The organism is Rhodococcus sp. Z13_19A, assembly GCF_058133575.1.
The window spans coordinates 468,418-491,116 of sequence record NZ_JBYUNN010000004.1 but is presented as its reverse complement, the minus strand read 5'-3'; the positions used below and the strand labels follow the sequence as shown (position 1 = coordinate 491,116).

Below are 22,699 nucleotides of genomic sequence, written 5' to 3'. Positions count from 1 at the left end.
CGAACGAAAACCCGTCGCAGCCCTGGGAGCGTGCCCGTGCTCGTGCAGACCACCGCCGTCGGACCCTGGCCCCAAGGTCCACCCGCCGACGCCAGCGTCCCCCAGCCCACCGAGCTCAACGGTGTGCTCAACCGCGACCTCATCGTCTGGCACGGCGGTGGGTCGGACACCACCACCACGGTCACCTGGCTGCAGGCCGACGGCTACTACGCCGACCTGCGCCAGCCCGCGGAGCAGCCGAGCTTCGCGGGAGTGAGCTGTCTGCGCGAGCTCACCGCCGAGCACGTCGGCTGGATGGTGCGCCAGGAGGCCTTCGCCGGCCGGCTGCTGCAGTCCACGGTGGATCCTGCGCACTACACGTGGGAGCGGGCCGTGGACTTCTCGCCCGCCCCGGCCGGGATCGACCACGGCACCCTGCACCGCGAGGGCGCGCTGCTGGTGGAGCGTGGCCTGGACCTGCCCTACCTGGAGCTGTGGGAGCACACCGAGCAGCACCAACCCGGCGACAGCGCCACCCTGGTGCTGGCCGATCCGGAGACCGCAGCCACCGCGCTGCTGCTGCGCACCGGCAACCGCTTCGCCCTGGTCCGCCCGCGCCCCGTGGCGGTGGAGCGGTTCCTGCGGCCCGACGAGCTGACCGACCCGGACGCGCTGCGCCAGGCCCAGGACCAGCTCGACTGCGAGGTCTCCCTGGGGACCGTGCGGCCGGACGGCTGGGTGATCGACCGCTCCACGCTGCCGTTCAAGGTCGGCTCCACCGCCGCCTTCACCGTCAGCGCCGCCCGCGACACCGTCCACCTGCACGACCTCTCCCCCGCCGGGCAGGCCTCCCTTCGCCGCTGGGTGGTCACCGACGTCGTGGGCGACCCCAGCCTGCTCACCCCCGCCTAGCCCCGACCACCGCCTCCACCCACCACAGGGGGAACCATGACCGCCACCCTTCCCAGCCTGGCCGCGCCCGCGACCCAGCGCGACGACCTGGGCGAGTTCGGCTACGAGCAGCAGCTGCACCGCAAGCTCGGCTCGTTCGCCTCCTTCGCCGCCGGCTTCTCCTTCATCTCGGTGCTCACCACCGTCTTCCAGCTCGCCGGGCTCGGCTTCTCCTTCGGTGGGCCGGCCTTCATCTGGGCCTGGCCGCTCGTGCTCGGCGGTCAGCTGCTGGTGGCGCTGTGCTTCGCCGAGCTGGCCGCTCGCTTCCCCATCTCCGGGGCGATCTACCAGTGGACCACCCGCATGTCCAACAGCACCTACGGCTGGTTCGCCGGCTGGATCATGATCGTCGGGCAGACGGTGGTGATGACCGCCGCCGCCATCGCCCTGCAGGTGGTGCTGCCCTCGGTGTGGTCGGGCTTCCAGGTGATCGGCGACGACCCCGACATCACCTCCACCTCGGGGGCGCAGAACGCCATGCTGCTGGCCGGTGGGCTGATCGTGGCCACCACCGTCATCAACATCATCGGCGTGCGGCTGATGGCCGTGGTGAACAACGTGGGCGTCACCTGCGAGATCGTCGGCGCGCTGGTGATCATCGGCCTGCTGCTCACCCACACCAACCGCGGCACCGAGGTGGTCTTCGACCTCGGCTCGGTGTCCTCCTCCGGCTACTTCGGCGCGTTCCTGTGCGCCTCGTTCACCGCCGCCTACGTGATGATCGGCTTCGACAGCGCCGGTGAGCTGTCCGAGGAGACCCGCGACGCCCGCCGGGTGGCGCCCCGGACGATGCTGCGCGCGCTGCTGGCCGCCGGCCTGCTCGGTGGAGCGCTACTGATGGCGCTGCTGCTGGCCGCTCCGAGCCTCACCGACGGCCGCTTCGCCAGCGAGGGCCCCGCCTACGTCATCAGCGCGCTGTTCACCGGCCTCACCGGGCACGTGCTGCTGCTGATGGTGGCCATCGCGATCTGCGTGGCCACCCTGGCGGTACAGACCTCGGGCTCGCGGATGTTGTTCTCCATGGCCCGCGACGGCAAGATGCCGATGGCCAAGACCCTGGCGCACGTGCCGAGCAGCACCGGCACCCCGGTGTACGCCGCCACCGCCATCGGGCTCGGCGCCATCGGGGTGCTGGCGCTCAACCTCGGCCCGCACTCGGCGTTCATCAACCTGGAGTCCACCTGCATCGCCCTGGTGTACCTGGCCTACCTGATGCTCACCACGGCCATGCTGGTGCAGCGGCTGCGGGGCAACCCGCTGCTCGCCGCGCACGTGGTGGACGAGCAGGGCGCGGCGGTGTTCAGCCTCGGCCGCTGGGGCCTGCCGGTGAACGTCGCCGCGGTGCTCTACGGGCTGGCCATGCTGGTGAACCTGGCGTGGCCGCGCCAGGAGATCTACGACCCCGAGGGCGGCAGCTGGTACATGCAGTACTTCGCCATCCTGTTCACGCTGGGCACCGCGGCGGTGGGGGTGCTGCTGTACTGGGCCAGCCAGCGCCGCCCGGAGCCGGTCGCGGAGCCGGTGCTCGCGGGCTGACCGGATCACCACGTGGGGCAACAAGGGCCCTGAACGCCCCTCATTCCGGCTCCGCCGGGGCGTTCAGGGCCCTTGTTGCCCTTCTAGCGACGGCTGGAGCGCAGCAGCACGACGGTGAGCACGACCCACAGGATCAGCCCGAACCCGACCCCCTCGAGCGCGGCTGACGACCACGCCTCGTCTTCCGTGACCTGCACGAGCGTCAGCAGAGCTCCTGCAGTGATCCCGCCGACGAGGCCGCCGACCACAACCCGGCTGCGGTAGTGACGTGGTCTCGCTGCCAACCCAGCCTCGTCCTGCGGCGTCCGCATCCCCGGCTGGGCAGCTCGTCGCCGGGCACGCACCGACTCCCACAGCGTGTAGGACGTCGAGGCCAGGAGGACGACACAGACGACGATCCGGCAGCGCCCTCCCCACCGAGGACGCTTCCCAGCAGAGCGACGCCATGAACGCCACGACGACCGCGCCCAGAGCGATCCCCCACCGCGAGGTCGGGAAGCCTGGCTGGACCGAACGCCTTGTCTCGCTGTTCTTCTACCCCATGCGCTCACCGTAGCGACCAGCGATCCCCGTCAGCTGACTTCCGGCGACGCGCGAGCTGGCTACGGCTGCGCGAGCACCAGGCACCACTCGTCGCCCTCGGGGTCGAGCATCACCTGGAACGCCCCGGCGACGTCGCGCTGGACCTCCCCCACGCGGCGGGCACCCAGGGCCTCGGCCGCCAGGGTGGCCACCTCCAGGTCGCGCACGTCGATGTCCAGGTGCAGCCGGTTCTTGCCGGTCTTGACCTCGGGCACCCGCTGGAAGGCCAGCCGCGTGGAGCCGGGCGGATCGACGTAGGCCCAGTCGTCGCTGCGCACCCGTGGCTGCCCACCCAGCACGACCGACCAGAAGCGGACCAGAGCGGCCGGATCAGCGCAGTCGACGACCACCGCGTCGATGTGTCCGATCATGGTTCGACGCTAAGCACCGAGCCGCGTCAGGGAGATGCGGGACGAGCTGGCCCGCAAGCCGGACACAGTGCAAACTACGACACACTCCCAGGTCAAAGCCCTGCATTGCAGGGCCTATCCCGTCTGCATCCCGTCACTCGACCGGCGTAGCGCCACAGCCCCGAGTACCGCGTGATGGCCTCCTCGGCACTGGTGCGCTCAATGCGGGCCATCACCTCACGCACCGACGCGCTGCGCCGCGCCGTTGGAGGAGGACACCTCTGTCCGTACCTGGTCAGGTCACCGACTATCGCCACGCTCGGTGGCGCCTGTGGCAGTGAGCGCCGGCACCGGGGAGATCATGGACGAACATAACTACCTCGTAGAGTGGCCCGTGCAGCTGGCCAATCAACTGGTGTGCATCCGGGTGGGACCGTGCTGCGTATTTCGGTCGCCGCCCTCTGGCTCGCCTCCCAGCCCCAGACCCTGCGCACAATGAACGGCGCGGTGGAGGCATAGACGAGATCGCCGACGTCATCGCCTCGGCCCGCATGTCCATAGAGCACCGCGAGCTGACCTGGGTGGGGCCGTGCAAGCGGTGCGCCCACGACCTCTACCTCGAGTCCGGCATCGACACCGTCATCTGCTCGCATTGCGGCGCCACGTACCTGCCCGCCGACCTAGGACGGATGCTGCTCGGCCAGGTGATCGACATCAATGTCATCCGCGAGGAGGCCGTCGGTGCGGTGCAGGCGTACCGCGGCGACCTAATCCCCGACGCCACCTGGCGCACCTGGCGGGCCCGGGGCCAGCTCAAGCCGCGGGCGTGGTCCGCATGGGCGACATGCTCGCCCTTCTCTCCGCCAAGCCACCCACCGCCCGGCGCAAGGTCCGCCGGCGCGCCCGAGAGGAAGCCGCCACATGAGCACCGAGGACCAGCAGCCCGCGCCGCCGAGAGCCTGCACATCAGCCCGACAACATCACCGCGGGTGCTCACCTCGTCTCGCGGATGCAGCGTGGGCACGGTCGTCCTCGACGAGGCACGGCTAACCCTCGACCCGCTCGAGGCCCGCGTCGCCGAGGCGTTCGAACCGTGGCTGCGGGGCCAGGTATGAGCCCGCCCACCGCGTCCCCGCGGCCCCGACCTCGAGGCGCTGGTGCGCGAGGAGGTCGCCAGGACGGTGCGCCACCGCGAGCAGAACGGCTCCCCTGGGAGCCGGGGTAGATGTTCGAGCTTGTCCGCGCTCGGGCGGCTGACGTGTGCCAGCAGGGCAGCCGGCTCGGCGACGACGGCCGACTGGTTCGCCGAGCGTCAGACGGCGTTCTTACGCGACATCTTCGGGCTGGAGCCGAGCCAGTGAGCAACGTGCAGGTGATGGTCGTGACCAGCTGGTCACGATCCTCCTGCTACACCGTCTGCAACGCCGCAAAATGACACGCTCTCGGCGGCCGACGCCATGCGCCCCCTCCGGCCCGAGTGCGTCGCTAAGAGTGCATTGCTTGGCGGCCAACAGCTCGCGAAACCGCTCCTGCTCCTGCTCCTGCTCCTGCTCCTGCTCCTGCTCCTGCTCCTGCTCCTGAAGGAGTGTCTCGCGAGCGCTACCTCCTCATTTCTGGCGTTCGCCTTTCCACGTTGCACCCAGCCTAGGTCTCGCCAGCAATTCCGTGACAGCGCTGGCGATTCTGCGGGGGTGGATTTTGACATGATGCTCAAGCCAACGGCGATCGCCTGATCTAGGGTTCGAGCATCGGCGTCGGCCACAAGGTGGGCCACGACCCCGGCGTAGGCCCCCTCTGGCAACCCCTCACCGTGGCGTAATTGCCACTCCAGCGTGCCCACCTTCGACCTCCGGATCTCGCTGGACGACTCGCCCGCCGACGGGGTGCATCAGCGCGCAACAACCGGGGGGGCACGGCCTGCCGCGTCGACAGAAATTGCACGCTACCTGACGTATGCGCCCACGTAGCAGAGCGGTTTTCAGGGGCACGCCGGTTGTGCGGCATGATGTCGCCATGATATCATCGATGGTAAGTCACAAACGGCACGGCTTCGACGTACTGCGCATAGCCGCCGCCTCTGCCGTACTCGTCGGCCACGCCTACCTACTCACCGGTGCCGACCTGTTCCCAATTTCATTCAGCGATACCCGCTACGCACTCGGCGCTGTCGGCGTGTTCGTGTTCTTCTCGATCAGCGGGTATCTCGTCACTGGATCATGGATGCGAGAGCCTGTCGTCGGACGATTCATAGAGAAACGCGCTCGGCGGATCTGGCCCGCACTCGCGGTGATGGTCCTGATTACCGCGTTCATTGTCGGGCCACTCTTCTCGAACCGTGACAGCTACTACACCGATCTCGAACCGTGGAAGTACATCGTCCGAAACTTGCTCGTGTTGCCGTATCAGCAGGAGATCGCCGGCACTTTCGCCAGCAACCCGTTCCATGAGATCAACGGTGTCATCTGGACGCTCGGTGTCGAGGTGCTCGCGTACGCTGCGCTGGGTATAGCGGGGTATGTCGGCGTCGTTAGGAAGTTGCCATGGCTCCTGCTAGCCGCTGCAGTTTCATGCGCACTGATCGGATGGCCCGCGCTGACCGGCGACTACCTCCCGAACCCACTGATCGTTCGGGTTGGCCTGTTCTCGTACTTCTTCATAGGCGCATTCGTCAAGGCCGTAAGCGCGGAACGCTTCTTGACGCCCTACGTCGTCGTCTCGCTCATCACGCTTGCTGGAATACTCGCCGTTTTCAATACGCCAGCCTCGATAGTCGCCGTGCCCGCGATCGCCGTCACCAGCCTGTATGTCGGAACTCGACAGTGGGCATGGGCTGAGACGATCACAAGCAAGGGCGACCCCTCGTACGGGGCGTACATCTTCGGCTATCCGATTCAGCAGATCTTCGTCCACAGCGGCTGGCTGGACGAGAACCCACCGTTGTTCGCCGTCGCGTCGGTGATCCTCGGCCTCCTGGCGGGTTACGTCTCGTGGCACGTGCTCGAGAAGCGAGTACTGCACCCGCGTCGGAAAGCCGACGCCCCACTGGTCGTTTAAACCACTGTCCCTCTGACCCCGTTGCTGCTGGCTCCTGCGCAGCGGTTCGGGCCTGTCGGACGCGAGCGCCGCGCAATCAGCGCCGAGGCCGAGGTTGCCAGGCGCGACGTCTGGCACTGGTAGGGGGACTGCCACCGCTGCTTCCATCCGCGCCGCGACCACGCCGACGATGGGCTCGGCCGCTGCGAGTCAACCGAAGGCGCCGACTGGGACGAGTGCAGCTGCGCCGGCTTCGGGGAGCCCGGCCAGTGAGCGCGATGGCGTGGCTGGTGCTGGCGCTCTTGCTGCTGGCGCCGGACGTCGAGTGTGAGTCACCACCGGGTCACCACTCCGTGGAGCACTGGGTCGGCGACTCATACGTCCCAGTGCGAGCCGAGTGCCTACCGTGCGGCCCGCCATTCGGGATCCGCGCCCTAGGACGCCGACCCGCCGCACCGACGTTGCCACGCTTGACGTGGTGACCTGACAGATGTCATGCGTCTGCGAGGCAAGATGAGACGACTGGCTGCGTCCGGGTCTCACCTTTTCGTCGATGCTGGGCGTGATCGCCTAAGCCATTGGCTAGGGCAGGGGCCACCACCACCCCAGACCGCCCCCCGGGGGCTGGGGCACAACGTCCCGCAGCCTGGAGGTCCGGCGCGGATGAACCGCTACACCGCGCTCGGCATCGCCATGGACGTCCACAGCGGCAAGACAGTGTGGGCGGTGCTCCCGCGGGATGGCGTGCCCGGCGGGGTCGCTGCGGCGCTCGACGAGATCCTTACCGCAGACCTGCCCGGGGATGGCGCTGGTCGATCCTGGACGACTACGTCCGAGTGCGCCCAGGCCCACGGCGACGAGCGGATCAGCCACCACTCGGGCGGCCGCGTGGTGGCTGATCGCGGCATCCGGTCCTACGCCGCGCAGCACATCGCGCCCGACGTCGCCCACTTAAGGGCGAGCCTCCCGCCCCGACGAATGGGAGGACGCGATGCTCATGCTCGGCAATTACGGTCGCCCCTTCGAAATCGTCCGCGGCTGATCACACCGGACTGACCGTAGCGGTGACGTCGTCATCGGCCCACCCGCCTCCGCTCCGGGTCCGACCATCCACTGCGGCGCCGCATCCCGTCAATATCCAGTCACTCGATTCAGTTTGGCGCATTCTGTGCGTTCGGTACGCGAAATGGCCCGGCCTAGAACATGTCCTCTGAGCTGGTAAAACGCCCCCCCCAGGGGATTTCCGAGAAGTTTAGGGGACGAGCTGGCCTGTAAGCCGGATCCTGTGCCTCGACGTGCTCCGAGGAGCGCGTCGAGCGGCGACCATCCATCTGGGTACATCGTCACCGATGCCCTCACGCGGTCCACCCGCAGGCTCGGGCGAGCAGCCCTCAAGCACCTGCGCAGCGGAACCTGCCGACCGAGGTCGACCGGTACCGCCTTTGACCTTGCTCCGGGTGGGGTTTACCTAGCCGCCCCGGTCACCCGGGGCGCTGGTGCGCTCTTACCGCACCGTTTCACCCTTACCAGTGCACGCACTGGCGGTCTGTTTTCTGTGGCACTGTCCCGCGGGTCACCCCGGGTTGCCGTTAACAACCACCCTGCTCTGCGGAGTCCGGACTTTCCTCGGCGACGGGCCTGGCAGCAGGTGCTGCCGGTTCCCGTCAACGCGGCCGCCCGGCCAGCTCGTCCGCCCCGCACTCTACTTGCCCGCCGGGTCCGGGTCCGCCACCCGGGATGGGCCGTTTCTCACATTGTGAGAAACGTTTCTCACTTCACGAGACAGCGCGGCACAATGGGTTCATGAGCTCCGCCGTGGCCTCCCCCAGTCGCTATCGCTGGGTGGTGCTCGGCGCCGGCACCCTCGCGCAGGCCTCCACCGCCGCGGTGTTCCTCGGCCTGGCCTCGATCACACCGCTGCTGCGCGAGACCTACGCCCTCAGCGTCTCCGGTGTCGGCCTGCTGCTCGGGCTCATCTCCGCCGGCATCCTGCTCACCCTCCTGCCGTGGGGCATGCTCACCGACCGCGTGGGCGAGCGTCCGGTGATCGTCGCCGGACTGGTCGGCGCCGCCGCCTCGCTGGGCGTGCTGTCGCTGACCACGTCCGCGGTCGCGGCCGCGCTCCTGCTGCTGCTCGCCGGCGCCTTCGGGGCCAGCGTCAACGCCGCGAGCGGCCGGGCCGTGCTCACCTGGTTCCCCGTGCGCGGACGGGGCGTGGCCATGGGGGTGCGCCAGTCGGCGGTGCCGCTGGGCGCGGCCGTCGCTGCCGCGGTGCTGCCGGGCATCGGCGAGACGCACGGGCTGCCCGCGGTGTTTCGCACCCTGGCGGCGGTGTGCCTGCTCAGCGCCGTGCTGGCCGCGGCGACGATCCACGACCCGGCAGGCACGGTGCGCCGCCCGGCCGGGCGCACGCCGATCAGCCGGGTGCTGGGCCAGCGCAGCCTGCTGCGGTTGTCCGCGGCCAGCGGCCTGCTGGTGGTGCCCCAGTTCACCCTGGGCGCGCTGCTGGTGGAGTACCTGCACGACGACAAGACGGTGGCGCTCACCGCGGCGGCGGCCACGCTCTCGGTGGCGCAGCTGGCCTCGGCGGTGGGCCGCCTGGCGGTGGGTGCGTGGTCGGACCGGGTGGGCAGCCGGGTGCGTCCACTGCGGACGCTCGGCTTGTGCACCGCCGCCTGCTTCCTGCTGATCGCCGTGCTGGACGTGGTGGTCACCGGGCCGACGCTGGTGGTGCTCGCGCCCGTGCTGGTGGTGGGCACCGTGCTGGCCACCTGCTGGAACGGCCTCGCCTTCACCCTGGCCGGCGAGATCGCGCCGCCCGGGCAGGCTGCCGCCGCCATGAGCCTGCAGAACTCGGCGAACTACTTCGCTGCCACCCTCACTCCGGCGCTGGCGGGGGCGGTGGCGGCGGGGCTGGGTTGGGCCGCGGTGTTCGTGCTCGCCGGGGTGTCGGCGCTGGGATCGGCCGCGCTGCTGCACCCGCGCCGGTTGGCCCGCGTCGCCGCGTGAAGCGGGGCGAGGTACACGGGAAACCCGCTCGGCCACACCTGTCTGCAAGGTCCAGCGTGCGTCCACGTGTAGTTGTGCGCGATCTGCTCACGTCACCCAACCCCCAGTCCCACCACCGCGAGCGCACAATCAGCGACACTGCAGCATCTGCACTTCGCACGAGGACGGAGGATTCCCATGGGTAGGCGGCTCGCGCGACCACCCTCTGAGCCGCAGGACGCTTCGGCCGCCAGGCCGGACCCGGATCCGCGGAAGCGGAAGACCCTGTGGCAGAGACCGGGGCTGCGGGTTGTCGGCCGGACGCTCAGCGCGCTGATCGAGAGCCTCCCGTCCTGATTTGTCGGCGTCCGTCGCCAGCCGCGAAACATGGGTGGCCTACGTGCAGAAGAACCCATTTCTCACCAACGATGTTGCGCCGGAGGGTCATTGGGCCTCTACGGTGAGCGCATGGGGCAGAGCCAGGGGTCGAGCCGGGTCCCCTTCCCGGGGTCGCGGTGGTGGGTGACGGTCTGCGCTGTCGCGGTCACCATCATGGCGGTCGGTGTCGTGGTCACCGTGGCGACGGGGCCGGACGTCGGTGAGCTTGTGATACCCCTCGTCCTTCTAGTGACCACGTCGTATGCGCTGCGGGATGCGCTACGTGCTCGCCGGAGAACTTCTCGGTGACGACGTTTGCTCGCAGGGCGGTCGAGCCCACGCACGGGCGCAATCGCGTCATGCGCACGACATGACCAGTCGAGGCAAGCACGCGCTGGTAGCGGGCATCGTCATCTACCTCATCGCACTGTCGGTCATCTCGGGCTTGGAGAACACGGCGGTGACGGTGTCCGGCTGGCTCATCCTCGTTGCTGCCGCCATCGGGGTGGGGTGCGTCCAGCTCGTGCGGCAGCGGCGGTCGAGCTCCGAGCGCCCCTAGACCTGGCTGCGCCGCACGTGCACTGGTAGCCCGTGGACCAGCCGGTCGACGCCCTGCCCGCTACAGCGGAGCCGTGCTGGTGGTCAGCCACGACGACGACCTGCTGGCTCGCCTGGACCTCACCACCACCCTGCTCCTCGACGCGGCGGGCGGGTTCACCCGAACAGATACGTAAGTACGTAGTGCCATATATTGCTAGGCATGGACGAGAACCTGGCCGACCTGCGAGACGAGCTGCGGCAGCTCACGCAGCGGGTAGCCGCGCTGGAAGGCGCTCGGCCGACGGCCAGTGGACAGCCCACCCCACCACTGGACCCGGCCACCTTCTGGGCCCTCACCGGGCTGCAGGAACGCCTCGCCGATCACCCCGGGACGGCGGACGGCGCGGTGCTGGTGGTGGGGTCGCTGACGCTGCCCACCGGCGAGCCCGTGGCCTGGCAGGAGGGCGCCGGGACCGCGGGAATGATGGAGACCGACTGGACCGACCACGCAGCCACGTTCGCCGCCCTCGGCCAGCCGGTGCGCCTGGAGCTGTTGCGGCACATCCTCTCCGGTGTCCGGACCACCGCCGACCTGGCCGCGATCGAGTCGCTCGGCACCACCGGGCAGCTGCACCACCACCTGCGCCAGCTGGTGGCCACCGGCTGGGTCCGCCAGAGCGGCCGCGGCAGCTACGAGGTACCGGCCGCCCGCGTCGTCCCGCTGCTGGCCTGCGTGCTGGGTGCAGGCGGATGAAGCGGATAGTGGTGGCGCTCTACCGGGTCCGGTTCCCCCTCTTCTACTGCGCGGGCGCCACCCTGGTGGCCAACAACCTGGTGGGGTCGCGGCTGCCGGGCGTGCTGGCCACCCGGATCTGCGCCCTGCTCGCGCTGCTCACCATGATCCTGGTGCTCGCCCTGGTCACGCTCGGCCCCCGGCACCTTCCGACCCACCCGACCACCGTGGTGGCGCCGCCGGTGCGCGGGCGGTGGCTGGCCCTGAACAGCCCGGCCACCAAGGTCCCCAGCCACGGCGTGCGCGCCTACGGACAGGCGTTCGCGGTCGACCTGGTGCACGAACCGACCGACGGGGCCCGCCCCGCCTTCGGTGGCACGGCGATGCGCGCCAACGGGCAGTACCCGGCGTTCGGACAGCCAGTGTTCGCGATGATCGACGGAACCGTGGTCAAGGCCTCCGGCTGGCGGCGCGACCACCGGGCTCGCTCCAACACCCTCGCCGTCATCCTCATGATGATCGAAGGGTCCGTTCGGGAGCTGGGTGGGCCCGGGTTCATCATCGGCAACCACGTCACCATCCGCAGCGACGACGGGGTCTTCGCCACGGTCGCGCACCTGCAGCGCGGATCAGTGCGGGTTCGGGTGGGCGACACCGTCCGCGCGGGCGAGCAGATCGGGCGGTGCGGCAACTCCGGCAACAGCAGCGAGCCACACGTGCACGCCCAGCTCATGGACCGGGCCTCCCCCTGGACCGGGCAGGGCCTGCCCCTCGCCTTCGCCGGCATCACCCTCGGCGACGACCCGCCCCAGGTCGACGCCGTCCCCCGCAACGACCAGCACATGAGCACTGTCTAGCGCGGACCGAACAGCTCAGGGTGTCCCGATGACCGCGAGGGCGAGGAACGCGAGCGCGGCGGTGCTGGTGGTGGTGCGCACCAGGTTCCAACGGTTCCAGCGACTCTCGAAGTGCTGGCGCGCCGCCTGGCGCTGCGCCTCGGACGCCACGGGTGCGGCATCGAGCGTCTGGTTCAGCGGCACGTTCGCCACGGCGGTGATGACGAACGTGGCCACCGAGCAGGCGGCGGCGGCCACCAGCCACGGCAACGAGACATCCCGGTGGGAGCCGAGCGCGAGGGCGGTCGCCGCGACCGCGGCCAGTGGCGCCGCGCCGAACACGGACAGGAACCAGGCGTTGAGGATCGCAGAGTTGATCGCACGAAAGGCGGTGACGTAGGAGCGGTCGTCGACCCGGCGCAGCGCGGGGCAGATGGCGCAGCTGAACGCGAAGAACAGCCCCGCCAGCAGCCCGTTGCCGACCACGGCGACGAGGAGCACAGCGGCGTAGGTCCACGAGCCGAGCGTCGTCATCACCGGACCTCCGAGTGTCTGTGCCGCAAGGCTAGTCAGTCGCTGAGGAACCGAAGAACCTCGTCGGTGACCCGCTCGGGTGCGTCCTCCATGACGAAGTGCCCGGCCTCGGGGATCACGACCAGCTCGGAGCCGGGGATGTCGGCGTGCAGCCGGTGTGCGTAGGCGACCGGCTGCCACTGGTCCTGCTCGCCCCAGACGATGCGGACCGGCATCGACAGCGTGCCGAGCTGGTCGGTGATCTCCTCGGTGTAGGTGGAGTCGTAGTGCCGCACCTGGTGCTCGAAGAACGACGCCCGCCCGACGGCCGACTGGTGCGGGGCGAGGTAGGCCTGCAGAGTTTCGCCGGTCATCAGCCCGGTGTCGTGGACGGTCATGCGCAGCTGGTCGGTGAGCAGCTGGTCGAGCTCGTCCTGCGGCAGACCGGCGTAGTCGTCCAGGTGCTCGTCGATGATCTTCTGCCAGGTGGACGACGGCCAGGAGTCGTAGCTCACGGTGTCGAGCACCATGAGTCGACGTACCCGCTCCGGGTCGGCGAGGGCGAAGCGGAGCCCGATCGCTCCCCCGATGTCGTGCGCGATGATCGTCGCCTGCGTCACACCGAGCCCGTCGAGCACGGCCCCGAGCAGCTCGGTCTGCCCGGCCACCGAGGTGTCGGCGGCAACCGGACGCTCGGAGCGCCCGTAGCCGAGCAGGTCGTAGACGATCGTGCGGTAGCCGGCCTGCTCCACCCGAGGCACCACCGCCCGCCACTCGTAGGAGTGCGACGGCGTCCCGTGCAGGAACACCACGGGCTCGCCCGTGCCGTGGTCCCGATAGGCGATTCGCGCGCCACGGGCGATGAGCGTGTCGGTGAGCAGTGCCATGTCTGCCGCCTCTCCGTGCAGTAAACCGATCTGTCACCCCCAGCATAAACAGATCTGTTTACTCGTGTCCTAGGCTGGGTTCATGACCGTGGTGCGGACGAAGAAGGCGGCGCAGGTCCTGCAGGCCGCCTCGGAGCTGTTCTACGCGCACGGCATCCACGCGGTCGGGGTGGACACCATCGCGGAGCGGGCCGGCGTGTCCAAGAAGACGCTGTACGAGCGCTTCGGCTCCAAGGACCGCCTGGTGGCGGAGTACCTGGCTGAGCGCGACTCCCAGTGGCACTCGTTCCTGCACGACTGCTTGCGGGAGGCCGACCCCTCGCCCGTGGAGCAGGTGGTGGCCATCTTCCGCGCCTCCGGCCAGTGGGCGGCAGAGCGGGGCGGCAAGGGGTGCGCGATGGTCAACGCCCACGCCGAGATCAGCGACCCTGCCCATCCTGCCCACGCGGCGATCGTCGGTCAGAAGCGCTGGATGCTCGAGCTGTTCCGCGAGCTGGCCGTCCAGGCGGGCGCGGCGGAGCCGGACGAGGTGGCCGAGACCCTCATGCTGCTGCACGAGGGCGCCGTCGTCTCTGCCGGCATGAGCACCTTTGCCGGCGCGTTCGACCGAGCCGCCACCGCCGCGCGGAGACTGATGGTGAGCCCGGCTCGTCGCCGGTGACGCCCGTTCCGGCTGGCTAGAGTCAGCAGCCGTGTCCGCCGCCCAGATGACGCTGCTGGCACTGGTCGGCGTGATCTCCGGTGCGGCCAACGCCATCGCCGGCGGTGGCTCGCTGATCGTGTTCCCGGCGCTGCTCGCCGTGGGCCTGCCGCCGCTGGATGCCAACGTCACCAACTCCATCGCCCAGTGGCCCAGCTACTTCGGTGCCACGGTGGGCCAGCGCGCCGACCTGCAGGGCCAGTCGGCCCGGCTGCGGCTGGTGGTGCCGCTGGCGGCCGCGGGCTCGTTCACCGGGGCGGTGCTGCTGCTGGTCCTGTCCAGCGCGGTGTTCGACACCGTGGTGCCGGTGCTGGTGCTGGCCGCCAGCGCCCTGATGGCCGTGCAGCCGCGGATCACGCACTGGATCGGTGACCCCCAGCCCGGGGACCCCGACCGCACGGTGGCCCTGGGCCTGTCCGTCTTCGTCGCCACGCTCTACGGCGGCTACTTCGGCGGTGCGCTGGGCATAATCATGATGGCGCTGCTGGCGGTGACCGCCAACGACACCCTGCGCCGGCTCAACGCGGTGAAGGTGGCGCTGTCCATGGTGGCGGCAACGGCCGCGCTGGCGGTGTTCGCCCTCGGCGCCCCGGTGCACTGGGGCTGGGTGGCGGTGATCGGCCCGGCCACGCTGGTGGGCGGCTACGCCGGCGCCAAGATCGCCCAGCGGGTGCACGCCGCGGTGCTGCGCTGGTCGGTGGTGGTGCTCGGGGTGGCGGTGGGCGCCTACCTGGTGGTGACCTGAGCGTGCTGGCGCTCGCGCTGCTGGTGGTGGTGCTGGTGTTCACCGTGGCCGCCCCACACCGGTGGCCGGAGGCGGTGGTGGCCGTGCCCGCCGCGGTGCTCACCGTGGCGGTGGGCGCGCTGTCCCCGGCCCAGGCGTGGGAGCAGGTGCGCGAGCTCGGCCCCACCGTCGGCTTCCTGGCGGCGGTACTGGTGCTGGCGCACCTGGCCGACGTGCACGGAGTGTTCCGCTGGGTCGGCGCGCTGCTGGCCGGCGGGGCCCGCGGGCAGCCGCGCCGGCTGCTGAGCCTGGTGTTCGTGGCTGCCTCGCTCACCACCGCGGTGCTCAGCCTGGACGCCACCGTGGTGCTGCTGACCCCGGCGGTGCTGGCCACCACGCTCCGGCTGCGGGTGCCGGCCCGTCCGCACGTCTACGCCACCGCGCACCTGGCCAACTCCGCGTCGCTGCTGCTGCCGGTCTCCAACCTCACCAACCTGCTGGCCTTCTCCGCCAGCGGGCTCAGCTTCCTGGGCTTCGCGGCGCTGATGGCGTTGCCGTGGCTGGTGGTGGTGGCCCTGGAGCTGGTGCTGTTCCGGCTGTTCTTCGCTGCTGATCTGCGTCCGCGCCTTGCCCTCGAGGTCCCCGTGGAGCCGGCCCCCACGCCGCGGCTCGCCCTGGTGGTGCTCGCGCTCACCCTCGTCGGGTTCGCGGTGTCCGGGCTGGTCGGGGTGGGGCCGGGGTGGGTGGCGGCCGTGGGCGCTGCGGTCCTGGCGGTGCCCGCGCTGGCGAACCGCAGCACCTCCGCGCCCCGGCTGGTGCGCGAGGCTGCGCCGTTGTTCTGCCTGTTCGTGCTGGCCCTGGGGGTGGTGGTGGGCGGGGTGACCGCTGGCGGGCTCGGGGGGCTGGTGGGCGAGCTGGTGCCAGAGCACCCCACGCTGCTGGCCCTGCTGGGCACGGCGGTGCTGGCGGCAGTGGCGGCCAACGTGGTGAACAACCTGCCCGCCACGCTGCTGCTGCTGGCCGTGCTCGGAACCACCGCCGACCCGGGGCTGGTGCTGGCGGTGCTGCTGGGGGTGAACATCGGCCCCAACCTCACCTACGTGGGCTCGCTGGCCACCCTGCTGTGGCGGCGGGTGCTGCGCAGCCGCGGGGTGGCGCCGTCGCTGCGCACGTTCACCGTGCTGGGCCTGCTCACCGTGCCGCTCACGCTGCCCGCGGCCGTCCTCGCGCTGTGGCTGGGCCTGCAGCTGCGGTGAGGGCTCGCCTCAGCTGGTGGGAGCGTTGACCAGGCGCACGCTGCTGCCGCCGTCGGGGTAGAACTCCGCGGTGCTCAGCGACGCCAGGTCCAGGTGCAGCCGGAACAGCAGCGACGGGCCGCAGTCCAGGGCCAGGCGCAGCAGCGTCTTGATCGGGGTGACGTGGCTGACCACCAGCAGGGTGGCCCCGGGGTGCGCGGCCACCAGCTCGTCGCGCGCCGCCTGCACCCGCTGGTGCACCTCGTCGAAGCTCTCCCCGCCGGGAGGAGCCACCGAGGTGTCCCCCAGCCAGCGGCGGTGCAGCTCGGGGTCGCGCTCGGCGGCCTCGCGGAAGGTCAGCCCCTCCCACTCGCCGAAGTCGGTCTCGGTCAGGCCCTCGTGCACGGTGACGTCCAGGCCCAGCTCCTGCGCCGCGGCGGCGGCGGTCTGGCGGGCACGCCCCAGCGGGGAGGACACCACGGCGGTGATCCCGCCGAGGCCGGCCACGTGCTTGGCTGCGGCGGCGGCCTGCTCGCGGCCCGCCGCGGTCAGCTCGGGGTTGCCGCGCCCGGAGTAGCGCCGGTCCACCGACAGTGCCGTCTGCCCGTGGCGCAGCAGCAGCAGCCGGGTGGGCGTACCCACGGCGCCGGTCCAGCCGGGAGACGCGGGCTTGGCCGCGGCGACCGGGGTTACGGCCGCGGGCGTGGGGGCCGGCGCAATGCCGGCGGCGGCGTCCATGGCCTGGTTGGCCAACCGGTCGGCGTGGGAGTTCTGGGCCCGCGGGATCCAGGTGAAGCCCACCCGGGACAGCTGCGCCACCAGCTCCTTGGCCTCAGCGGCCAGCGGGATCATGTCCGGGTGCTTGATCTTCCAGCGCCCGGACATCTGCTCCACCACCAGCTTGGAGTCCATCCGCACGTCCACCTCGTGGGCACCGAGCTCGATGGCGGCCTGCAGCCCCGCGATGAGCCCGCGGTACTCCGCGACGTTGTTGGTGGTGCGCCCCAGCGCCTCCTTGCGCTCGGCCAGCACCGTGCGCGCACCGTCAGCGCTGAGCACCACCGCGCCGTAGCCGGCGGGCCCGGGGTTGCCCCGCGAGCCTCCGTCGGCCTCCACCAGCACGTGGGCCAAGCTCACAGACCGGACTCCTTGGTGCGCACCAGGATGGCGCCGCACTCCTCGCAGCGCAGCACCAGCTCGGGCGGGGCAGCGGCGAAGCGAGCCATCACGCTGCGGTCCAGCTCCATGCGGCAGGCACCGCAACGGCGGGCCTGCAGCAGGGCCGCACCGGCACCGCGGGAGGCGCGCTGGCGCTCGTAGACGGTGAGCAGCTCGGCCGGGAAGCGCGGCAGCTGCTGGGCGCGCTGCTCGATGCAGCGCCTCTCGGCGGTGTCCAGGTCGGCCAGCGCCTCGTCGCGCTGGCGGGCGGCCTCGTTCAGCTCGTCCTCGACCTTGCTCAGCTGCGCGCCGGCGTGCTCGTGGTCGGCGGCGCTGGCCTCGCGCTGCTCCATCACCTCGAGCAGCTCGTCCTCCAGGATCCCCTGCCTGCGGGTGAGGGTCTCCAGCTCGTGCTGCAGCTCGGTCATCTGCTTGGGGGTGACGGTGCCGCCCTCGAGAAGCTTGCGGTCGCGGTCCTCGCGGCTGCGCACCGCCTCCACCTCGCGCTCGAGCTTGCGGATGTCGCGGTCGAGGTCTTCCACCTGCATCTGCACGGCCACGGCGGCGTCCTTGCGGGCCTGTCGCTCGGTCTCCAGGCGCTCCACCTCCTGCGCCTCGGGCAGGGTGCGGCGCCGGTGGGTGATGCGCGCCAGCTCGGCGTCGGTCGCGGCCAGGTCCAGCAGCGTGCGCTGCACGGCGGGGTCGACGTTCACTCGATGGGCTCCAATGTGTTGGTGTGTCCGGTGCCGCAGCCCACGGTCCAGGGGTCGGTGCGCAGCTGCGACACGCGCGTGCTCACCCTATCCCCGAACGCGGCCTGCACCACGCCCTGCGCCTGTGCGCACCACGGCTGCTCGCTGGCCCAGTGCGCCACGTCCACCAGGGCCGGCCCGCCGGTGCGCAGGTGCTCGTCGGCGGGGTGGTGGCGCAGGTCGGCGGTGAGGAACACGTCCGCCCCCAGCCGGGCCACGGTGCCCAGCAGGGAGTCGCCCGCGCCACCGCACACCGCCACCCGCTGCACCTGCCGATCGGGGTCGCCGGCAGCCCGCACGCCCCACACCGTGGCGGGCAGCGCGGCGGCGGCACGGGCTGTGAACTCGCGCAGCGTCTCGGCCTCGGCCAGCTCACCCAGGCGGCCCAGCCCCTGCGACGACGGCCGCGGCGCCACTTCCAGCACGTCGTAGGCCGGCTCCTCGTAGGGGTGGGCCCACACCAGGGACGCCACCACCTGCGCGCGCAGCCGCCGCGGGGCCACTACCTCGAGGCGGGTCTCGGCCACCTCGGTCAGCTCCCCGACCTCGCCGATCGAGGGCAGCGAACCGCCGCCGGGCAGGAATTGCCCGGTGCCGGTGACGGAGAACGCCGCCCGGCTGTAGGCACCCAGCTCGCCGGCCCCGGCGGAGAACAGCGCCGCCTTGACCCGCTCCACGTCCGCCCCCTGCGGGACCATCGTGACGATCTTGTCCAGGGCCGGCTCGGGCTCGGCCTCCAGCGGGCCCAGCACGCGCAGCCCCAGCCGCTCGGCGAGGGCGTCGGACACCCCGGGGTCGGCGGCGTCGGCGTTGGTGTGGGCGCTGAACAGCGCGCAGCCCCCGCGGATCAACCGGGTCAGCAGCGCCCCCTTGGCGGTGTCGGCCCCCACGCCGGTCACTCCGCGAAGCAGCAGCGGGTGGTGCACCACCAGGGCCTGCGCGCCCCACTCCAGCGCCTCGTCCACCACGGCCTCGGTGGCGTCGACGGCGAAGAGCACCCGGCCCACCGGGTCGGCGGGGTCGCCGCACACCAGCCCGACGGCGTCCCAGTCCTGGGCCAGCTCCGGCGGGTAGGCCGCGTCCAGGGTGGCCACCAGGTCAGCCACCCGCACACCGGTTGCTGCTGCAGTCATCGGAGCACCTCCGTCATCGTCTCGGTCAGCCGGTGGGCGTCTGCGCTGCTGCGCACCGCCACCCGCAGGTAGTCAGGTCCCAGCCCGGGGAAGGTGTCGCCGCGGCGCACCGCGATGCCGCGGGTGCGCAGCTCGCGGCGCACCCGCTCGCCGTCGGGCACGCGCAGCAGCAGGAACGGTCCCTGCGCGGGCCCGCACAGCCACGGCGCCAGCAGGGCCGCCATCTCGGCGCGCTCGACGGCGATCGCCTCCGCCTCCCGCTGCGTCCACGCCACGGCGTCGGGCTCGCAGCAGGCGCGAATGGCCTCCAGCTGCAGAGTGCCCAGCGGCCAGTGTGGACGTCCGCGCACCAGCCGGGCCAACAGGTCGGGCGGGCCCAGCACGTAGCCGGCGCGCAGCCCGGCCAGCGCCCAGGTCTTGGTGAGGCTGCGCAGCACCAGCACGTCCGGCAGCCGCTGGCCCGCCAGGCTCTGCGGCTCACCGGGCACCGCGTCGGCGAAGGCCTCGTCCACCACCACCACCCGGTTCGCGCGGCGCAGGCCCAGCACCTGCTCGGCGGGGTGCAGCACCGAGGTGGGGTTGGTGGGGTTGCCCAGCACCACCAGATCGGCCCCCGCGGGCACCGGCGCCCCGGCCAGCTGCCACGGCGGGGCCAGCACCACGCGCTGCACGGGCACGTCGGCCTCCCGCAGCACCAGCTCGGGCTCGGTGAAGGAGGGGTGCACCACGGCGGCCAGGCGCGGGCGCAGCCGCGGCAGCAGCGCGAAGCCCTCGGCCGCACCGGCCAGCAGCAGCACCTCGTCGGGGCGGCGGCCGTGCCGGGCGGCAACCTGCTCGCGGGTGGCCAGCTCCTCGGCCGCACGGGGGTACGCGCCCAGGTCGTCCAGGCGGGCGGCGAGGCGCTCGCGCAGCCACGCCGGCGGCGCCGTGCCCCGGACGTTCACCGCGAAGTCCAGCAGACCTGGCTCGGCGTCGACGTCGCCGTGGTGGCGCAGGGCCCGGTAGTCCAGTGCTGTGCAGTCCGGCCCAGTGGTGTCCTCCACGGCCACGACCCTACGGCCCGCCCTCGCCCGCCTGACGTGCCAGGGACCACACCTGGCGGAGGCGGCGCCCGGGCCACCGTGGCCTACCGTGGAACCGTGCGCCGACTGCGAACTCTGCTCAAACCGGGCTGGCTGGCCCTGGCCGTGGTGGTCGCCGGGTTCGCCTACATGTGCTTCACCGTGCTGGCGCCGTGGCAGCTGGACAAGAACTCCAGCACCGAGCAGCGCAACGACCAGATCAACGCCTCCTTCTCCGCCGAGCCGGTGGAGCTGGCCGAGGTGGTGCCGGGCACCGAGGCGCCGGAGAGCACCGACGAGTGGCGTCGCGTCACGGTCACCGGCGCCTACCTGACCGACGACCAGGTGCTCGCCCGCCTGCGCTCGGTGCTGGGCCAGCCCGCCTACGAGGTGCTCACCCCGTTCCGGGTCACCGAGGGCGTGCTGACCAACCAGGTGGTGCTGGTCAACCGCGGCTTCGTCCGCCCGATCCAGGGCACCCAGCCCCCGGCCATCACCGCCCCGCCGAGCGAGACCGTGAGGCTGGAGGCGCGCATCCGCCTGGACGAGCGCCCGCAGCCGCGACCGAGCTTCGACGACGGCGGAGTGCGGCAGATCTACGGCGTCAACGCCGGCCAGGTGGGCGAGGTGACCGGGCTGACCGTGCGCCCGGGCTACCTGCAGCTGGGCGACAACCAGCCCGGGGTCCTCGAGGCGCTGCCGCTGCCCCAGCTGGACGCGGGACCCTACCTGTCCTACGGCCTGCAGTGGATCGCGTTCGGCATCATGGCGCCGCTGGGCCTGGGCTACTTCGTGTGGGCCGAGCTCCGCGAGCGGCGGGACAACAAGCGGCGGATCGACCCCGCTGCCACCCCCGAACCGGAGCTCTCACCGCAGTCGCAGCCTGCCCCGGAGCCGGTCTCCACCCTGGCCGACCGCTACGGCAAGCGCCGCTGAGGCGAGCACCGCCCCACCCTGCACCAGCCGGGACAGCCGCACCGCCCGCCGCAGGTCCGCCACCGTCGGTGCCGCGCCGTGCCCCAGCAGCGGCCGCTGCTGCACCCCGTACGGGTAGGGCGTCGCCCCACCCAGCTGCACGCCCAGCGCGCCGGCGGCGGAGGCCTCCACCACCCCCGCGTTGGGGCTGGGGTGCGCTGCGCCGTCCCGACGCCACGCCCGCACCGCCTGCCGCGGTGAGCCGCCCACCAGCGGCGCGGCCGCCACGGTGAGCACCCCGGCCAGCCGAGCCGGAGCCAGGTTGAGCCCGTCGTCCAGCCGCGCCGCGGCCCACCCGAAGCGCTCGTAGCGCGGCGAGTGGTGCCCGATCATGGCGTCCAGGGTGTTGGCGGCGCGGTAGACCAGCAGGCCGGGCACCCCAGCCAGCGCACCCCACACCAGCGGGGCCACCGTGGCGTCAGAGGTGTTCTCCGCCACCGACTCCACCGTGGCGCGGGCCAGGCCGGCGGCGTCCAGCGCCGAAGGGTCGCGCCCGCACAGGGAGGGCAGCCGCCGGCGGGCGGCGTCCAGGTCGTCGGCGGTCAGCTCGGTGGCCATGGCCGAGCCCTCCCGCAGCAGCGAGGTGCCACCCAGCACCGCCCAGGTGGCGGCGGCCGTGGCCAGCACGTGCCCCATCCCGCGGCGGGGCGCCATCAGGCCCAGGCCCGCGGCGCCGGCCACCAGGACGCCGACGTGCAGCGCGCCGGCGGGGCGGGAGTCGCGGTAGGTCAGCCGCTCCAGGGCCGCGGCGGTGGAGCCGAAGCCGGCCACCGGGTGCCAGCGACGGGGGTCGCCGAGAGCACGGTCGAGGGCCAGGCCGAGCAGCAGACCGACCGCGCGGCGGCTGCCCGCGGTGGTGGAGACGAGAGCGGGCACGGGCGACACGGTACCGACCCGGCGGGCACGCCCGCGTGGGGCGGCCCCGGAGGAACAACGTGGTGGGCGCGATAGGGATCGAACCTACGACCGCCTGTGTGTAAGACAGGTGCTCTACCGCTGAGCTACACGCCCGTGCACACCCCGGCCGGAGCCGCGGCGTGCAGTGATCAACTCTGAGCGCTCACGCCGGCAGCGCTGCCAGCGCCTTGTCCCACGCGGACTGGTCGCGGGCCTCGCCGGGGCCGTTCATCTCAGCGAACCGGATGACGCCCTGCTTGTCGATGACGAACGTGCCCCGGTTGGCGAAGCCGGTCGCGTCGTTGAACACGCCGTAGGCCTGGGCAACCTCGCCGTGCGGCCAGAAGTCGGCCAGCAGCGGGAAGGTGTAGCCCTGGTCGGCGGCCCAGACCTTCAGCGAGGGCGCGGAACCGACCGAGACGGCGAGCACGACGGTGTCGTCGTTCTGGAACTTGGGGAGGTCGTCGCGCACCTGGCAGAGCTCGCCCTGGCAGGTTCCCGTGAACGGCAGGGGGTAGAAGACCAGCAGGACGTTCTTGTCACCCCGGTAGGAGGACAGCGTCACTTCCTGGTTGTTCTGGTCCTTGAGGGTGAAATCAGGTGCAGTCGTACCGACGTCGAGCGTCATGGAAGTCCTCTCCGTACCGCGGAGCCGCCATGGTGCAGCGGCGTCCGGGCGCACCCTGCGCCCCGCAAAAGCCTAGCGGGACGGGCCGGAGACTCCACGCACGGCTGAGACTCCACCCGGTGGTCACCCG

Annotated in this window: 22 protein-coding genes, 1 tRNA gene and 1 other RNA gene; 13 read left to right on the top strand and 11 right to left on the bottom strand. The window is 71.6% G+C overall.

Going from position 1 to position 22,699, the window contains the following annotated elements; all coding sequences use genetic code 11:
* Window positions 1-36: 36 nt before the first annotated feature.
* A complete protein-coding gene (locus tag AC3YNX_RS17325; RefSeq protein ID WP_489996249.1) occupies window positions 37-891 on the top strand; it encodes a hypothetical protein in 855 nt (284 codons plus the stop codon).
* Between the two features lie 36 nt (window positions 892-927).
* Complete coding sequence (locus tag AC3YNX_RS17320; RefSeq protein WP_489996248.1) at window positions 928-2,466, top strand: amino acid permease; 1,539 nt, start codon at window positions 928-930, stop codon at window positions 2,464-2,466.
* Between the two features lie 602 nt (window positions 2,467-3,068).
* On the opposite strand, the gene AC3YNX_RS17315 is transcribed toward AC3YNX_RS17320, so the two are convergent.
* Window positions 3,069-3,419: a VOC family protein gene (locus AC3YNX_RS17315; RefSeq protein WP_489996247.1), complete on the bottom strand. Its 351-nt coding sequence runs from the start codon at window positions 3,417-3,419 to the stop codon at window positions 3,069-3,071.
* 530 nt (window positions 3,420-3,949) lie between these two features.
* Here AC3YNX_RS17315 and AC3YNX_RS17310 point away from each other — a divergent pair.
* The 3 genes from AC3YNX_RS17310 to AC3YNX_RS17300 all read left to right on the top strand — a co-directional run bounded on the left by AC3YNX_RS17310 (window position 3,950) and on the right by AC3YNX_RS17300 (window position 7,487).
* Window positions 3,950-4,513: a hypothetical protein gene (locus AC3YNX_RS17310; protein ID WP_489996246.1), complete on the top strand. Its 564-nt coding sequence runs from the start codon at window positions 3,950-3,952 to the stop codon at window positions 4,511-4,513.
* Between the two features lie 898 nt (window positions 4,514-5,411).
* Window positions 5,412-6,452, top strand: coding sequence for an acyltransferase family protein (locus AC3YNX_RS17305; RefSeq protein WP_489996245.1), 1,041 nt, complete (start codon window positions 5,412-5,414; stop codon window positions 6,450-6,452).
* 642 nt (window positions 6,453-7,094) lie between these two features.
* The gene (locus AC3YNX_RS17300) at window positions 7,095-7,487 is read left to right on the top strand and encodes a hypothetical protein (RefSeq protein ID WP_489996244.1); all 393 of its coding nucleotides are present in this window, start codon (window positions 7,095-7,097) and stop codon (window positions 7,485-7,487) included.
* A gap of 200 nt (window positions 7,488-7,687) precedes the next feature.
* On the opposite strand, the gene rnpB is transcribed toward AC3YNX_RS17300, so the two are convergent.
* Window positions 7,688-8,120, bottom strand: an RNA gene (gene rnpB / locus AC3YNX_RS17295) — RNase P RNA component class A.
* A gap of 114 nt (window positions 8,121-8,234) precedes the next feature.
* Between rnpB and AC3YNX_RS17290 the strand changes: the two genes are divergently transcribed.
* The 4 genes from AC3YNX_RS17290 (at window position 8,235) to AC3YNX_RS17275 (ending at window position 11,927) form a co-directional block, all read left to right on the top strand.
* Window positions 8,235-9,440: an MFS transporter gene (locus AC3YNX_RS17290; RefSeq protein WP_489996243.1), complete on the top strand. Its 1,206-nt coding sequence runs from the start codon at window positions 8,235-8,237 to the stop codon at window positions 9,438-9,440.
* A gap of 631 nt (window positions 9,441-10,071) precedes the next feature.
* On the top strand, window positions 10,072-10,356 hold the full coding sequence (locus tag AC3YNX_RS17285; protein WP_489996242.1) for a hypothetical protein: 285 nt from the start codon (window positions 10,072-10,074) through the stop codon (window positions 10,354-10,356).
* A 201-nt stretch (window positions 10,357-10,557) separates the two neighbouring features.
* Window positions 10,558-11,091, top strand: coding sequence for an ArsR/SmtB family transcription factor (locus tag AC3YNX_RS17280; RefSeq protein WP_489996241.1), 534 nt, complete (start codon window positions 10,558-10,560; stop codon window positions 11,089-11,091).
* Window positions 11,088-11,927, top strand: a complete 840-nt coding sequence (locus tag AC3YNX_RS17275) for a M23 family metallopeptidase (RefSeq protein WP_489996240.1) — start codon at window positions 11,088-11,090, stop codon at window positions 11,925-11,927. The genes AC3YNX_RS17280 and AC3YNX_RS17275 overlap by 4 nt, the downstream gene beginning before the upstream one ends.
* A gap of 15 nt (window positions 11,928-11,942) precedes the next feature.
* Here the strand turns inward: AC3YNX_RS17275 and AC3YNX_RS17270 are convergent, their stop codons facing one another.
* Both AC3YNX_RS17270 and AC3YNX_RS17265 read right to left on the bottom strand, forming a co-directional pair.
* Window positions 11,943-12,440: an anthrone oxygenase family protein gene (locus AC3YNX_RS17270; RefSeq protein ID WP_489996239.1), complete on the bottom strand. Its 498-nt coding sequence runs from the start codon at window positions 12,438-12,440 to the stop codon at window positions 11,943-11,945.
* A gap of 35 nt (window positions 12,441-12,475) precedes the next feature.
* Entirely contained in the window at window positions 12,476-13,306 is an 831-nt protein-coding gene (locus tag AC3YNX_RS17265; RefSeq protein WP_489996238.1) for an alpha/beta fold hydrolase, read from the bottom strand.
* A gap of 82 nt (window positions 13,307-13,388) precedes the next feature.
* Here AC3YNX_RS17265 and AC3YNX_RS17260 point away from each other — a divergent pair, with 82 nt between their 5' ends.
* Genes AC3YNX_RS17260 through AC3YNX_RS17250 form a run of 3 tightly spaced genes read left to right on the top strand, consistent with a single transcriptional unit; the run spans window position 13,389 to window position 15,986 of the window.
* Window positions 13,389-13,967, top strand: a complete 579-nt coding sequence (locus AC3YNX_RS17260) for a TetR/AcrR family transcriptional regulator (protein ID WP_489996237.1) — start codon at window positions 13,389-13,391, stop codon at window positions 13,965-13,967.
* 31 nt (window positions 13,968-13,998) lie between these two features.
* Complete coding sequence (locus tag AC3YNX_RS17255) at window positions 13,999-14,751, top strand: sulfite exporter TauE/SafE family protein (RefSeq protein WP_489996236.1); 753 nt, start codon at window positions 13,999-14,001, stop codon at window positions 14,749-14,751.
* The gene (locus AC3YNX_RS17250) at window positions 14,748-15,986 is read left to right on the top strand and encodes an ArsB/NhaD family transporter (RefSeq protein ID WP_489996297.1); all 1,239 of its coding nucleotides are present in this window, start codon (window positions 14,748-14,750) and stop codon (window positions 15,984-15,986) included. Before AC3YNX_RS17255 ends, AC3YNX_RS17250 begins: the two co-directional genes overlap by 4 nt.
* A gap of 9 nt (window positions 15,987-15,995) precedes the next feature.
* Here the strand turns inward: AC3YNX_RS17250 and AC3YNX_RS17245 are convergent, their stop codons facing one another.
* The 4 genes from AC3YNX_RS17245 to cobC are packed head-to-tail and all read right to left on the bottom strand — an operon-like array spanning window position 15,996 to window position 20,051.
* Entirely contained in the window at window positions 15,996-17,102 is a 1,107-nt protein-coding gene (locus AC3YNX_RS17245; RefSeq protein ID WP_489996235.1) for a bifunctional RNase H/acid phosphatase, read from the bottom strand.
* A complete protein-coding gene (locus AC3YNX_RS17240) occupies window positions 17,099-17,836 on the bottom strand; it encodes a zinc ribbon domain-containing protein (RefSeq protein ID WP_127783413.1) in 738 nt (245 codons plus the stop codon). Before AC3YNX_RS17240 ends, AC3YNX_RS17245 begins: the two co-directional genes overlap by 4 nt.
* Window positions 17,833-19,008: a Nif3-like dinuclear metal center hexameric protein gene (locus AC3YNX_RS17235; RefSeq protein WP_489996234.1), complete on the bottom strand. Its 1,176-nt coding sequence runs from the start codon at window positions 19,006-19,008 to the stop codon at window positions 17,833-17,835. Before AC3YNX_RS17235 ends, AC3YNX_RS17240 begins: the two co-directional genes overlap by 4 nt.
* A complete protein-coding gene (cobC, locus tag AC3YNX_RS17230; protein WP_489996233.1) occupies window positions 19,005-20,051 on the bottom strand; it encodes an Rv2231c family histidinol phosphate aminotransferase CobC in 1,047 nt (348 codons plus the stop codon). Before cobC ends, AC3YNX_RS17235 begins: the two co-directional genes overlap by 4 nt.
* A 96-nt stretch (window positions 20,052-20,147) precedes the next feature.
* Here cobC and AC3YNX_RS17225 point away from each other — a divergent pair, with 96 nt between their 5' ends.
* Complete coding sequence (locus AC3YNX_RS17225) at window positions 20,148-21,005, top strand: SURF1 family cytochrome oxidase biogenesis protein (RefSeq protein ID WP_489996232.1); 858 nt, start codon at window positions 20,148-20,150, stop codon at window positions 21,003-21,005.
* Here AC3YNX_RS17225 and AC3YNX_RS17220 read toward each other — a convergent pair.
* The 3 genes from AC3YNX_RS17220 to AC3YNX_RS17210 form a co-directional block, all read right to left on the bottom strand.
* Window positions 20,937-21,920, bottom strand: coding sequence for a cobalamin biosynthesis protein (locus AC3YNX_RS17220; RefSeq protein ID WP_489996231.1), 984 nt, complete (start codon window positions 21,918-21,920; stop codon window positions 20,937-20,939). The two genes, AC3YNX_RS17225 and AC3YNX_RS17220, sit on opposite strands and share 69 nt — an antisense overlap.
* Window positions 21,921-21,980: 60 nt before the next feature.
* Window positions 21,981-22,055 (bottom strand) — tRNA-Val (locus tag AC3YNX_RS17215).
* Between the two features lie 49 nt (window positions 22,056-22,104).
* The gene (locus tag AC3YNX_RS17210; RefSeq protein WP_127783418.1) at window positions 22,105-22,569 is read right to left on the bottom strand and encodes a peroxiredoxin; all 465 of its coding nucleotides are present in this window, start codon (window positions 22,567-22,569) and stop codon (window positions 22,105-22,107) included.
* Between the last annotated feature and the right edge of the window lie 130 nt (window positions 22,570-22,699).

Coding starts and splice junctions, on each gene's coding strand:
- AC3YNX_RS17320 (WP_489996248.1), top strand. CDS start 928: ATGACCGCCACCCTTCCCAGCCTGGCCGCGCCCGCGACCCAGCGCGAC.
- AC3YNX_RS17315 (WP_489996247.1), bottom strand. CDS start 3,419: ATGATCGGACACATCGACGCGGTGGTCGTCGACTGCGCTGATCCGGCC.
- AC3YNX_RS17310 (WP_489996246.1), top strand. CDS start 3,950: ATGTCCATAGAGCACCGCGAGCTGACCTGGGTGGGGCCGTGCAAGCGG.
- AC3YNX_RS17305 (WP_489996245.1), top strand. CDS start 5,412: ATGATATCATCGATGGTAAGTCACAAACGGCACGGCTTCGACGTACTG.
- AC3YNX_RS17300 (WP_489996244.1), top strand. CDS start 7,095: ATGAACCGCTACACCGCGCTCGGCATCGCCATGGACGTCCACAGCGGC.
- AC3YNX_RS17290 (WP_489996243.1), top strand. CDS start 8,235: ATGAGCTCCGCCGTGGCCTCCCCCAGTCGCTATCGCTGGGTGGTGCTC.
- AC3YNX_RS17285 (WP_489996242.1), top strand. CDS start 10,072: ATGCGCTACGTGCTCGCCGGAGAACTTCTCGGTGACGACGTTTGCTCG.
- AC3YNX_RS17280 (WP_489996241.1), top strand. CDS start 10,558: ATGGACGAGAACCTGGCCGACCTGCGAGACGAGCTGCGGCAGCTCACG.
- AC3YNX_RS17275 (WP_489996240.1), top strand. CDS start 11,088: ATGAAGCGGATAGTGGTGGCGCTCTACCGGGTCCGGTTCCCCCTCTTC.
- AC3YNX_RS17270 (WP_489996239.1), bottom strand. CDS start 12,440: ATGACGACGCTCGGCTCGTGGACCTACGCCGCTGTGCTCCTCGTCGCC.
- AC3YNX_RS17265 (WP_489996238.1), bottom strand. CDS start 13,306: ATGGCACTGCTCACCGACACGCTCATCGCCCGTGGCGCGCGAATCGCC.
- AC3YNX_RS17260 (WP_489996237.1), top strand. CDS start 13,389: ATGACCGTGGTGCGGACGAAGAAGGCGGCGCAGGTCCTGCAGGCCGCC.
- AC3YNX_RS17235 (WP_489996234.1), bottom strand. CDS start 19,008: ATGACTGCAGCAGCAACCGGTGTGCGGGTGGCTGACCTGGTGGCCACC.
- AC3YNX_RS17210 (WP_127783418.1), bottom strand. CDS start 22,569: ATGACGCTCGACGTCGGTACGACTGCACCTGATTTCACCCTCAAGGAC.